General features: G+C 61.7%; 10 protein-coding genes and 1 riboswitch. Of the genes, 7 read left to right on the top strand and 3 right to left on the bottom strand.

Features of this window, described 5'->3' with window-relative positions; genetic code table 11:
• Positions 1-4: 4 nt before the first annotated feature.
• Positions 5-189, bottom strand: a riboswitch (yybP-ykoY riboswitch).
• A gap of 83 nt (positions 190-272) precedes the next feature.
• Together GTP46_RS01760 and GTP46_RS01755 are read left to right on the top strand one after the other, a co-directional pair.
• The gene (locus tag GTP46_RS01760) at positions 273-2,114 is read left to right on the top strand and encodes a M1 family metallopeptidase (protein ID WP_161004897.1); all 1,842 of its coding nucleotides are present in this window, start codon (positions 273-275) and stop codon (positions 2,112-2,114) included.
• Between the two features lie 2 nt (positions 2,115-2,116).
• On the top strand, positions 2,117-3,661 hold the full coding sequence (locus GTP46_RS01755; RefSeq protein WP_229258756.1) for a serine hydrolase: 1,545 nt from the start codon (positions 2,117-2,119) through the stop codon (positions 3,659-3,661).
• On the opposite strand, the gene GTP46_RS01750 is transcribed toward GTP46_RS01755, so the two are convergent.
• Positions 3,645-5,384 carry a GGDEF domain-containing protein gene (locus GTP46_RS01750; protein ID WP_161004895.1) on the bottom strand — a complete coding sequence of 580 codons (1,740 nt, stop codon included), beginning with the start codon at positions 5,382-5,384 and terminating at the stop codon, positions 3,645-3,647. The genes GTP46_RS01755 and GTP46_RS01750 overlap by 17 nt on opposite strands.
• A 156-nt stretch (positions 5,385-5,540) precedes the next feature.
• Between GTP46_RS01750 and panD the strand changes: the two genes are divergently transcribed.
• The gene (panD, locus tag GTP46_RS01745; protein ID WP_161004894.1) at positions 5,541-5,900 is read left to right on the top strand and encodes an aspartate 1-decarboxylase; all 360 of its coding nucleotides are present in this window, start codon (positions 5,541-5,543) and stop codon (positions 5,898-5,900) included.
• A 63-nt stretch (positions 5,901-5,963) separates the two neighbouring features.
• On the opposite strand, the gene GTP46_RS01740 is transcribed toward panD, so the two are convergent.
• Positions 5,964-7,115 (bottom strand): response regulator, encoded by a 1,152-nt coding sequence (locus GTP46_RS01740; protein ID WP_161004893.1) that lies wholly within the window; start codon positions 7,113-7,115, stop codon positions 5,964-5,966.
• 60 nt (positions 7,116-7,175) lie between these two features.
• Positions 7,176-7,793 (bottom strand): Crp/Fnr family transcriptional regulator, encoded by a 618-nt coding sequence (locus tag GTP46_RS01735; protein WP_229258755.1) that lies wholly within the window; start codon positions 7,791-7,793, stop codon positions 7,176-7,178.
• Between the two features lie 251 nt (positions 7,794-8,044).
• Here GTP46_RS01735 and GTP46_RS01730 point away from each other — a divergent pair, with 251 nt between their 5' ends.
• The 4 genes from GTP46_RS01730 (at position 8,045) to GTP46_RS01715 (ending at position 11,742) form a co-directional block, all read left to right on the top strand.
• Complete coding sequence (locus tag GTP46_RS01730) at positions 8,045-9,652, top strand: methyl-accepting chemotaxis protein (RefSeq protein WP_161004892.1); 1,608 nt, start codon at positions 8,045-8,047, stop codon at positions 9,650-9,652.
• Positions 9,653-9,913: 261 nt separating this feature from the next.
• Positions 9,914-11,047, top strand: coding sequence for a methyl-accepting chemotaxis protein (locus tag GTP46_RS01725; protein ID WP_161004891.1), 1,134 nt, complete (start codon positions 9,914-9,916; stop codon positions 11,045-11,047).
• Between the two features lie 14 nt (positions 11,048-11,061).
• Entirely contained in the window at positions 11,062-11,430 is a 369-nt protein-coding gene (locus GTP46_RS01720; protein ID WP_092281478.1) for a response regulator, read from the top strand.
• A gap of 15 nt (positions 11,431-11,445) precedes the next feature.
• Entirely contained in the window at positions 11,446-11,742 is a 297-nt protein-coding gene (locus GTP46_RS01715) for an STAS domain-containing protein (RefSeq protein WP_161004890.1), read from the top strand.
• The last annotated feature ends 2 nt before the right edge of the window (positions 11,743-11,744 follow it).

Genomic DNA, 11,744 nt, shown 5'->3' with positions numbered 1-11,744 from the left:
CGTAAAAGTGTGAGGGCCGGATACGAAAAACCAATGATCAACGCGCGGCTCCGGCCCTACATGGCCGCGCAATGATCATGGTCTCGTCAAGCCTTACAGCCACCTGCACCACGGTCTGCGGACCGATTATGTTGACACAGGTTCTTGCGCCGGGGAGGCGCAAGCCGACTACTCCCCAATTACGGACGAAATTCTATCACATGTCTAACACATGCCAGAAACATGCCTATGCTATTCTGCTCGACGCCACAGACAATATTGAAAGTATTACCATGATCAAGAAGACTCTCGCCGCCTTCGTGCTATCCGCATGTATGTCGCTCGCCGCTCACGCTGATCCGCTGAGCTACGCCCGTTACGACCAGGTTCGCACCACCGACCTGTATCTCGATTTGAAGGCGGACTTCAATCACAAAATCCTGGCCGGCTACGCCGAGTTGACGCTGAACTGGATCGACAAATCCGCGCGCACGCTGGTGCTGGATACGAATGAACTCAACATCGCCAAAGTGCAGGTGTTGAACGCCAACGGCAAATGGACCGCCGCCTCCTTCATGCTCGATAAACTGGATGCAGAGAAGGGCCGCGCGCTGCGCATCGCCCTGCCGTTCCAGCCGCAGAAAGTGCGCGTGTACTACCGCACCGCGCCGTCGGCCGCTGCACTGCAGTGGATGCTGCCGGAGCAGACCATGTCGGGCAAGCGTCCGTTCATGTTCAGCCAATCGCAGGACATCAACGCCCGCTCGTGGGCGCCGATCCAGGACACGCCAGCAGTACGCTTCACCTACAGCGCCCGTATCGATGCGCCGGCCGGCCTGCGCGTGGTGATGAGCGCCGAGAACGATCAGAAATCGACCGGCGCCGGCGGCTGGAAGTTCAAGATGACGCAGCCGATTCCATCGTACCTGCTGGCCATCGCCATCGGCGAAATCGAAGTGCGCAACCTCGGTCCGCGCACCGCCGTCTACGCCGAACCGGCGCGCATCGAAGCTGCCGCCTATGAAATGGGCGACACGGAAAAAATGATCGATGCCGCAGAAGGCCTGTACGGCCCGTATCGCTGGGAGCGATACGACATGATCGTGCTGCCGCCATCGTTCCCATACGGCGGCATGGAAAACCCGCGCATGACCTTCCTCACGCCGACCATTATCGCCGGTGACCGCAGCCTGAATGACGTGATCGCGCACGAACTGGCGCACTCGTGGTCCGGTAACCTGGTGACCAACGCCTCGTGGAAGTACACCTGGATGAACGAAGGCTTCACCACCTACGTCACCACCCGCATCGTTGAAAAACTGTACGGCGCGGAGTTCGCGCAAATGCAGCAGCAAGTGGAGCAAGAGCAGGCATTGGCCTCGCTGGCCACCATCCCGGCAGTCAAGCAGGCCTTGGCCACGCGTGGTCCGGATACCGATCCATCGGTCTACGCCGACGGCAGCCTGATTTATCCGAAAGGCGCGTGGTTCCTGCACACGCTGGAGCAGCGCGCTGGCCGCGAAGTGTTCGATCCCTTCCTGCGCGGCTGGTTCGACTCGCACGCCTTCCAGTCGGCCAGCACTGACCAATTCGTAGACTACCTGAAGAAAAACCTGCTGGACGCGCATCCGGACATCATGCCGGCAGCGGAACTGGATGAATGGCTGTATAGCCCAGGCATTCCAGCCACCGCCAAGCGCGAAGCGTCGCCGCGTTTCCTGGCGGTGGACGCGCAGCGTACCGCATGGCTGAAAGGCGAACTGCCGACCGCGCAGCTGAACGGCAAGAACTGGGTCGCGCTGGAGTGGATGCACTTCCTGAACGACATCGATGGCAAGGCCACCGCTGCACAGATGCAGGAACTGGATCAGGCCTTCGGCTTGGGCAAGAGCGGCAACAACGAAATCGCCTACCGCTTCTACCTGTCGTCGGTGAAGGCCGGCTACAACGTGCGCGAGCCGCTGGAGAAATTCCTGATGAGCGTCGGCCGCCGCCTGTACGTGGTGCCGCTGTATAAAGCGCTGCTGGCCAATCCGAACGAAAAGGACTGGGCGAAGACCTTGTACACCAAGGCGCGCTCGCATTATCACCCGATCACGCAAGTAGCCGTCGACAAGGCGTTCAAGAAGCAATGACGATGAAAAAGATCTTTGTAGCGGCAGCGTTTTCGCTGGCCGCTGTGGGAGCGTACGCCGCTCCCGCATTCAATCTCGATGCGGACGTGAACCGCGCCCTGAAAACGTTCGACGTGCCGGGCATGGCTATCGCCATCGTCAAGGACGGCAAGGTAGTGGTAGCCAAAGGCTACGGCGTGCGCAAGCTGGGCGAACCTACGACGGTGGATGGCAAGACGCTGTTCGAAGTAGCGTCCAACTCCAAGGCCTTCACCGCTGCTGGTCTGGCGATGCTGGTCGATGAAGGCAAGATCGCGTGGGACGATCCCGTCACCAAGCACCTGCCGGGCTTCCAGATGTTCGACTCGTACGTTACGGGCCAGATGACGGTGCGCGATTTGCTCACGCACCGCAGCGGCCTCGGTCTCGGCGCCGGCGATTTGCTGTGGTGGCCGAGCACCACCTTCAGCACCGACGAAATCATCGCCAAGCTGCGTTACGTAAAGCCGGCCACCAGCTTCCGCGCCAGCTACGCCTACGACAACCTGCTGTACATCGTGGCCGGCAAAATCATCGCCGAGAAGACGGGCAAGCCGTGGGGCGAGGCGGTGCAGGAACGCATCCTCACACCGCTGGGCATGACCGGCACCAAGACCAGCGTGGCCGACATGCTGGCCACCAGTGACTACTCCGCGCCGCACAGCAAAATCAACGACAAGATCGCGGTGGTGAAGCCAATGCCGGTGCCGAACGCGGTTGGCGCAGTGGGCATCAACACCAACGCCGAAGACATCGCGCGCTGGATGACAGTGCTGCTCAACCAGGGCCAGATGGCAGATGGCAAGCAGCTGTTCAGCGCCAAGCAGGCGGCCGAGTTGTGGACCGAGCAAACGCCGATGCGCATCCGCGAACCGAAACCGGCGCTGGCCGCGACCAAGCCTAACTTCTTTGCGTATGGCCTGGGCTTCCAGCTGCGCGACTACAAGGGCCGCAAGATCGCCATGCACGGCGGCGCGCTGCAAGGCTTCTACTCGACGGTGCTGATGGTGCCGGAAGAGAAACTGGGCATCGCCATCCTGACCAACGCCGAGAACAGCCCGGCGATGGCGTCGCTGTACTACCGCATCCTCGACCAGTACCTGAAGGTGCAGCCATCTGACTGGATCCAGCTGTATGCGGACCAGGAAGCGGCGATGCACAAGGAGGAGCTGGAGCGCCAGGGCAAAGAGCACACGGCCCGTGCGGCGGAATCGAAACCGTCGCTGCCGCTGTCAGCCTACGACGGCACGTATGAAGATCCGTGGTATGGCAAGGTCAGTATCCGCGAAGAGGGCGGCAAGCGCATCATGCGTTTCGAACGCACGCCGGATTTGAGCGGAGTGCTGGAGCACTTCCAGCACGACAGCTTTATCGTGCGCTGGCAGGAGCGCAACTTCAACGCCGATGCCTACGTGAGCTTCGCGCTGAATCCGGACGGCAGCATCGAGCGCATGAAAATGGCGCCCATCTCCACCGAAACGGACTTCAGCTACGACTTCCGTGATCTCAACTTCACGCCGGTGAAGTAAGGCCATCTTGGGTCGCGCCTTCAACGAGGTTGCGACCCTTATGCTTGGCGCGGTACAGCGCCTGGTCGGCGGCATGCAGCAAGTCGTCCAGCGCCGCTGCCGGACCGCCGGCGCTGGCCACGCCAAAGCTGGCCGTCACGCGCAGGATATGGCCGTCGGCCAGCGTGAGCGGTTCCTCGGCGATGGCTTTGCGCAGGCGCTCGGCCAGCATGCAGGCTTGCTGCTGGCTGCAATGCATTGGCATCACCACAAACTCTTCACCGCCATGGCGCGCTAGTATCTCGCCGTCGCGTAGCTGGTCGCGCACCACTGCCGCCACGCGTATCAATACCTGGTCGCCGGCCTCGTGGCCGTAAGTATCGTTGACTGACTTGAAGTGATCGATATCAAACAGCACCACCGCCAGCGACTCCTTGCGGTCGAAGGCGCGCCGCAAGCGCTTGTTTCCCGCCGTGGTGAAGGCACGGCGGTTCAATATCCCCGTCAGATAATCGGTGTCGGCGCGCAGGCGTAGTTCTTCGATCAATCGCTGGCGTTCCAGTTCCAGTTGCTGCTTCTCGATGCTGTTGGTGCGCAGCGTGGACAGCGCGCGCAGCATGTCGCCGATTTCATCTTGCCGCGACGAGCCGCTCGGATCGCGCGAGTAGTCGCCATTCCCCAGCCGGATCACCGCGCGCGTGGCGCGCAGCACCGGCACCACCACGCGCCGCCGCACGATCAATATCAGCAGCGTCAGCGCCAGCAGGATGGCCACGCCGGACAGGCTGGCAATCAGCAGCTCATAGCGTGCATGTTCGTGATCGCTCCAGGCCTGTTCCTGCGCCTCGCGCAGCAGTTCATCGCGCAGCGCCAGGATCGGCGTCATCGTCGGCACATAGCGCAGCGCGAACTGGCCGGTGTCCATGTCGTAGTCACGGCCTTCGCGGCTGGCTTGTTCAATTTCCGCCACCAGCTGCTTGCCGGCGCCCAGCGAGACATCGTCCACGCGCGCGATGGCGGCCACCAGTTCGGGCGAGCTACCGTCGCCGGGCGTGAGCATTTGCTGGCGCAGTTGGGCGATGCGTCCGCGCAGCGCTTGCAGTTGTTCGTAGTCCGCTGCGCTGAGCGGCTGGCGCGTGGCCAACGCCACCGTCAGCACGGAACCGAGCCGGCCGGCATATTCGCGCAGCTCGACCGCGTAGCGGGCCTTGATCAGCGGGCGCGAGATGCGCGGGTAGGCGCGTTCTGAGGCCAGCGTGTAACCAGTCACCGCGTCCAGCGCCTGCGGCACCAGCGCAAACATCTGGCTGACCGCGCCGCCCAGCCGCTCCGCCGTGCGTGCAGCAGGCGGCAGCGCGGCCAGCTGGTCGACGGTGCTGCGCGCGGCAGCCAGCGTGCGGTACAGCGGCGCCATCTCCACCGGATGCGGCGCGCCGATATCGGCCTGCAGTTCGCGTTCCAGCTGCATTAGCGCCAGGTCGGTGGCGGCGCGGGCGCGTACCAGCCGCTCCTGCCGGGCCGGATCGCCCGGCTGGCGGTCGCCCAGTACGGCGTTGACCGGCCCCCGTTCGAAGGAGAGTTTTTCGGCCGCCACCATGGCCCGTTGCATCAGGCGCAGCGCTTGCAGACCGGTGTTGGTGTGCTCATAGTGCAGCCAAGCGTCGCGCGTGATGTGGCCCAGCATGCCAAGCACCAGCACCGCCAGCATGGCGGTCGACAGGGTAAGCAGGCGTGTGAGTTTCATGAATGTAGTCGAAGACTTTTACTACAAGCAATATGCCACAAAGCCAGCCGTAGCGGGTAGTTAGAGGGGACATGATGGTACAATGCCGGCCTCGCGTCGCTGCCGTTGCGTGGACAGGATGCAAAGTTTAAATGATTACTATCGAGGAAAAAGACGATGCAACGTATTATGCTGCGCTCCAAGCTGCACCGCGTGACCGTGACCCAGGCCGACCTGAACTATGAAGGTTCGTGCGGGATTGACGTGGATCTGCTGGAAGCGGTCGACATCAAGGTCAACGAGCAGATCGAACTGTATAACGTGAACAACGGTGAGCGTTTCGCCACCTACGCCATTCCAGGCAAGCGCGGTAGCGGCGAGATTTCGCTGAACGGCGCGGCCGCCCGCAAGGCCCAGCTGGGTGACCTGCTGATCATCTGCACCTACGGCCCGATGACCGACGCGGAAATCGAGACCCACGTGCCGAAAGTCGCCTTCGTCGACGCCAACAACAAGATTACCTCGATGAAGAAGTAATCCCGCTGTAGCGCCGGCGGCCGCCGATTCTCCACAGGCCGCCGGTTCCCGCCTTACCCTTGCTTACTCCTTCAGATACGACATTGCCGTGGCTTGTTTGGCCAGGTCGTGATCGTTATCGGCAAAGCGCGCCGCAATCTCCTTGAACGCCTGCACATTGGCCATGAAGGCGTCGCACACATCCGGATCGAAATGCGTGCCGCGCCCTTCGCGGATGATGTCCACTGCTTTTTCGTGCGGCATGCCGTCCTTGTAGACACGGCGGCTGATCAGCGCGTCGTAGACGTCGGCCACCGCCATCAGGCGCGCCGCCAGCGGAATGACGTCGCCGGACAAGCCCTCGGGATAGCCGCTGCCGTCCCATTTTTCCTGGTGGCTGTAGGCGATCTGCTTGGCCAGCGTGAGGAAATCCACGTCCATGCCCAGCTGCTGCTCGGCATGGGCGATGGCGTCGCGGCCCAGCGTGGTATGGGTCTTCATGATCTCGAATTCTTCCGGCGTGAAGCGGCCCGGCTTGAGCAGAATGGCGTCCGGGATGCCGACCTTGCCGATGTCGTGCAGCGGCGCCGACTTGAACAGCAGCGTGATGTTGGCGTCGTCGAGGAAGTGGCGGAAGCGCGGATGCTCACGCAAGTGCTCGGCCAGCACTTTCACATAGTGCTGGGTGCGGCGGATGTGGTTGCCGGTTTCGTTGTCGCGCGTTTCGGCCAGCGAGGCCATGGCGTGGATGGTGACGTCCTGGATCGCGCCCAGCTCGCGCGTGCGGCGCTGCACTTCGCGTTCCAGGTAGTCGTTCTGGTCGCGCAGGAAATCGGCCGCGTCCTTGACCTTGAGCTGGGTGCGCACGCGCGCCAGCACCACGGGCGGGCTGATCGGTTTAGTGATGTAGTCGGCTGCGCCCAATTCCAGGCCGCGCGTCTCGTCGTCGCTGGAGGACATCGCGGTTAGGAAAATGATAGGGATGCCGCGCGTGCCCGGTTCGGCTTGTAGCGCTTGCGCCACTTCATGGCCGTTCATGCCGGGCATCATGACGTCCAGCAGGATCAGGTCGGGCGGCGGGGTGTCGCGCGCAATGCGCAATGCCTTTTCGCCGTTGTTGGCGGCCTTGACGGTGTAGCTATCTTTCAGCAAGTTAGCCATCAGCAGCAGGTTGTCGGGTGTATCGTCGACCACCAGGATGATGGGTTTGCTGGGCAAGTCGGAAGAAGGATTCATGCCGGCGCTCCAGATAATCTTGTTCAGACTATATCTGAAAGCGCGGCATAAGGGAAAAACTTACTTGCTGCCGTCCTGGCGCAGCAGCTGCGACATGTACTGCGGCGTGATGCCGAGGAAGGACGCCACTACTTTTTGCGAGATGCGCTGTTCCAGGCCCGGGTACTCGCGGCGGAAAGCGGTCAGGCGGCCCTGTGCCGGCGAGGCGTTCAGGTATAGCCGGCGGCTCTGCTCGATGATGCTGTTCTGCGCTGCGGCCAGGTAGTAGTCGCGCAGCTGGCTGTTCTGCTGGTAAGCCTCGCTGACTTGCGCCCAGTCCAGGCGGTAGCCGTGGATGGCGGTTTCGGCTACAACAAAATTCATCGCTGGATGCGCGTCGCGCGAGCGCAGCAAGTCATCGTGCGCCGCGACCGGTTCGCCGTCGGTCTGGAAGTGCAGCGTGACTTCATTGCCGGACTCGGTGATGAAGCCGGTGCGCGCCACACCGCTGTGCAGCCAGTGCACATATTGTGCCGGCGTGCCGATGCGTTGCAGGTACTCGCCCTTGCGCAGGCTGAAGGGCGTGGCGAGCGGCGCCAGCAGGCGCGAAGCTTCGTCGTACAGTTCTGGCGTGACGCCGTAGCGGCGTGACACGACTTCGCGGTATTTCGCGCGGTGTTCTAGGAATGCGTTGCTCATGACTCAGTGGTTTAGGAGTGCGGGATGGCCGAACCAGCAATGTTGTATTTTAAATCCTGCTATGTAAACGGCCGTACAAATTGAAGTTGAAAGTGTAAACGTTTTCACAGCCTATGGTGCAAGATTTGTTGCAGATTAGAATGGAAATTAAAATATATTTCAAACTTCAAGCAGTTGAACAGATGTTGAAGATCTCGCCGTAGCTGCTGGATCGCGTTACTATTGAAGAACAATTCGATAAGGAGACCGGCATGAAAATATCTGATCTCAGCATAGGCAGGCGGATGTCGTTTGGCTTCACTGTCATCCTTGCCATCCTTGTCCTGAACACGGGGCTAGGCATTTATCGATTGCAGGGCGTGGCCGAATCCACACGCGAGATGATGGCGCTGCCTTTGGCCAAGGAACGCCTGATTTCAGACTGGTATCGCACCGTCTACGCCGGCATCCGCCGCACCACGGCCGTGGCCAAGAGCGCTGACCCGTCGCTGGCCACCTTCTTTGCCGAAGAAGCCAAGTCTGGCACCGCCTTCTCGCAAGGCCTGATCAAGAAAATCGAAGAGCTGTCCAGCGACAGCGACAAGCAGCTGATGGGCGAGCTGGTGGAAACCCGCAAGACCTATGTCAGCTCGCGCGACGGCCTGATGAAGGCCAAGGCAGCGGGCGATGCGGACGAAGCCACACGGCTGCTGGAACAAGTCTACCTGCCGTCCTCCAAAGTGTACGAGAGCATGCTGCAACGCATACTCGATCACCAGCGCAAGGAGATCGACGCCGCCGCCGAGAAAATCGAAGAGGTGGCGGTCAGCAGCCGCAACCAGCTGGCCTTGCTGGCAGTGCTGGTGGTGGGCTTTGGCATCAGCTTCGCGTGGTGGCTGACCACCGGCATTACGCGTCCCATTAATGAAGCGGTGGCATTGGCCGAGTGCGTCGCCAGCGGCGACCTGGTCGACCACAGCCACCGCAGCGCCGAGGACTTCAGCAAGGACGAACCGGGCCAGCTGCTGCATGCACTCAACCGCATGTCGTCCAGCCTGGTGACCATCGTTGGTGACGTGCGCAAGGGTACGGACACTATCGCTACCGCCTCGTCGCAAATCGCCGCCGGCAATCTCGACCTGTCGTCGCGCACCGAGGAGCAAGCCAGCTCGCTGGAGGAAACCGCCTCCTCAATGGAGGAGCTGACCAGCACCGTCAAGCAGAACGCCGAGAACGCACGCCAGGCCAACCAGCTGGCGGCCAACGCTGCCGAGGTGGCGCAGCGCGGCGGCGCCGTGGTGTCGGACGTGGTGCAAACCATGGCCTCGATCGATGCTTCATCGAAGAAGATTGTCGACATCATCGGCGTGATCGACGGCATCGCTTTCCAGACCAATATCCTGGCGCTGAACGCCGCCGTGGAAGCAGCGCGCGCTGGCGAGCAGGGGCGCGGCTTCGCAGTGGTAGCGTCGGAAGTGCGCAGCCTGGCGCAACGCTCGGCCAGCGCCGCCAAGGAAATCAAGGTGCTGATCGATGACTCGGTCGGCAAGGTGGAAGCGGGCACGCGGCTGGTGGGGCAGGCCGGCAGCACCATGGAGGAGGTGGTGTCCAGCATCCGCCGCGTTACCGCCATCGTCGGCGAGATCAGCAATGCCAGTGTGGAGCAGACCCACGGCATCGAGCAAATCAATCTCGCCATCTCGCAGATGGACCACGTGACGCAGCAAAACGCGGCACTGGTGGAGCAGGCCGCCGCCGCCGCCGGCTCCATGCAAGAGCAAGCTGGCAAGCTTGCCGAAGCAGTCAGCATTTTTAAACTGGAAGAAGTAGTGCCGCTGCGGCGTCCGGTGGCGTCGTCATCGCGTGCACTGCTAGCGTAGCAACTGCAGCAATGAACTTGATGCGGTTGCGCAACAAGTTACTAGCAATTTGCATCTCGTTGAAAATAAAGGAGTCCTTTGGCGATAAGGCTCGCTGCGATTCGTCTTCACATTTTTTAACTCGCAGCGTGGGCATTTGTGGCCGCTGGGGCATGAAACTACAGCTACAATGGATTTCCCCACCCGCAGTGGTGAGGGGAATATTGGTAGACAAAAACGGAGTGGCATCCAGTGAATAAACAAAGCATTGCAAATAGCAAAATGCTAGTGCCCTTCGGCTTAGCCGGCGCGGGCGCATTGGGCACCGTGGTGGCAGGTTGGGGCAGCTACGGATGGTACACACTGGTCTGGGCAGCGCTGTTGCTGGGCGCCGCCGCATGGCTGACGCGCGACACCGGCTTCGGTACGGTTAGCGCTACCGGTGACAACGCCATGATCGACGACTACCTCGCCGCACGCGAACGCTTCGGCGATACGGTGATGCCGGTGTGGTGCCGCCACATCGAAAACTCGCGCACCCAGATGGAGGAAGCGGTCTCCGACCTGGCCTCGCGCTTCTCCAACATCGTCGACAAGCTCGACAACGCAGTGCACGTCTCCAGTGCCGATTGCGCCGGCGGCGCTTCCATCACCGATGTGTTCAGCCATAGCGAAAAACGGCTTGGTTCGGTGGTGACGTCGATGAAGTCGGCCATGTCCTCCAAGCAGGCCATGCTGGCACAGATCAAAGACCTGGAACGCTTTACGCGCGAGCTGCGCGGCATGGCCGAAGGCGTGGCCAGCATCGCCGCCCAGACCAATCTGCTGGCGCTGAACGCGGCGATTGAAGCGGCGCGCGCCGGTCCTGCCGGACGCGGCTTCGCGGTGGTGGCGCAGGAAGTGCGCCAGCTGTCGATGCGCTCGGCCGAAACCGGCAAGGAAATCACTAACCGCGTGGGCTTGATCAGCAGCGCCATTTTGGCTGCCAGCCAGGCTGCCGACCAGTCGAGCGAAGCGGAAGATAAATCCATGCAGTCGGCCGAAGGCATGATCGACGCGGTGCTCAGCGAGTTCCGCCAGATCACCGATGCGCTGGTGGGGCAATCCGAGCAGCTCAAGCAGAACAGCGTCGGCATCCAGGGCGAAGTGGGCGAGGCGCTGGTGCAGCTGCAGTTCCAGGACCGCGTCAGCCAGGTGATGGCGCACGTGCGCGAGAACATGGAGCAGCTGCCGGCGGTGCTGCGCGAGAACCGTGACATCTACGTGGCCGGCGGCAGGCTGGAAGCGCTCGATCCGGACCGCCTGATGCACGACCTGCAAAAGACCTATGCAATGGCGGAAGAACACGCAGTGCACAGTGGCGCCAAGCTCGCGGCGCCAGCTGCGGCGGAAGCCGACGAGATTACTTTTTTCTGAAGGTAGGTTAGAACATGGCAAAAACCATTATGGTGGTCGACGACTCGGCCTCCTTGCGTCAAGTGGTCGGCATTGCGTTGAAGGGCGCGGGCTACGATGTGATCGAAGGACGCGACGGCATGGACGCACTGTCCAAATGCACTGGCCAGAAAATCCACCTGGTGGTGTGCGATGTGAATATGCCGAATATGGACGGCATCACCTTCGTCAAAGAATTCAAGCAGCTGCCGCTGTACAAATTCACGCCGGTGATCATGCTGACCACCGAGTCGGCGGAAGGCAAGAAGGAAGAAGGCAAGGCAGCCGGCGCCAAGGCGTGGGTGGTCAAGCCCTTCAAGCCGGAAGTGCTGCTGGGCGCCGTCGCCAAACTGGTACTGCCATAATCCACGGAGGCTGCGATGGCTGATGATGTCACCCGGATTGCGATCGACGGCGAGATGACCATTTACCGCGCCGCTGATTTGAAAGTCACCGTACTCGATGCGCTGCGCAAGACGCGCGTGCTGGAGATCGACCTGTCCGGCGTGACGGAGCTGGACACCGCCGGCCTGCAAGTGCTGATGCTGGCCAAGCAGACCGCCGCCGTCGACCAGCGCGAACTGCGCCTGCTGCAGCACAGCCCTGCCGTGGTGGAGATTTTCGAGATGCTCGATTTAGTCGCCTTCTTCGGCGACGCCGTGTTGATACACGCCTGAGG

This window comes from Duganella flavida (assembly GCF_009857445.1).
Classification (GTDB): domain Bacteria; phylum Pseudomonadota; class Gammaproteobacteria; order Burkholderiales; family Burkholderiaceae_D; genus Rugamonas; species Rugamonas flavida.
Note: the sequence above shows the minus strand (reverse complement) of the source record. Positions and strands in the feature narration are given on the sequence as shown.

Excerpts from the sequence above, each read along its gene's own strand:
- GTP46_RS01760 (WP_161004897.1), top strand. The coding sequence starts at position 273 with ATGATCAAGAAGACTCTCGCCGCCTTCGTGCTATCCGCATGTATGTCG.
- GTP46_RS01720 (WP_092281478.1), top strand. The coding sequence starts at position 11,062 with ATGGCAAAAACCATTATGGTGGTCGACGACTCGGCCTCCTTGCGTCAA.
- GTP46_RS01750 (WP_161004895.1), bottom strand. The coding sequence starts at position 5,384 with ATGAAACTCACACGCCTGCTTACCCTGTCGACCGCCATGCTGGCGGTG.
- GTP46_RS01725 (WP_161004891.1), top strand. The coding sequence starts at position 9,914 with ATGCTAGTGCCCTTCGGCTTAGCCGGCGCGGGCGCATTGGGCACCGTG.
- GTP46_RS01715 (WP_161004890.1), top strand. The coding sequence starts at position 11,446 with ATGGCTGATGATGTCACCCGGATTGCGATCGACGGCGAGATGACCATT.
- panD (WP_161004894.1), top strand. The coding sequence starts at position 5,541 with ATGCAACGTATTATGCTGCGCTCCAAGCTGCACCGCGTGACCGTGACC.
- GTP46_RS01755 (WP_229258756.1), top strand. The coding sequence starts at position 2,117 with ATGAAAAAGATCTTTGTAGCGGCAGCGTTTTCGCTGGCCGCTGTGGGA.
- GTP46_RS01735 (WP_229258755.1), bottom strand. The coding sequence starts at position 7,793 with ATGAGCAACGCATTCCTAGAACACCGCGCGAAATACCGCGAAGTCGTG.
- GTP46_RS01730 (WP_161004892.1), top strand. The coding sequence starts at position 8,045 with ATGAAAATATCTGATCTCAGCATAGGCAGGCGGATGTCGTTTGGCTTC.
- GTP46_RS01740 (WP_161004893.1), bottom strand. The coding sequence starts at position 7,115 with ATGAATCCTTCTTCCGACTTGCCCAGCAAACCCATCATCCTGGTGGTC.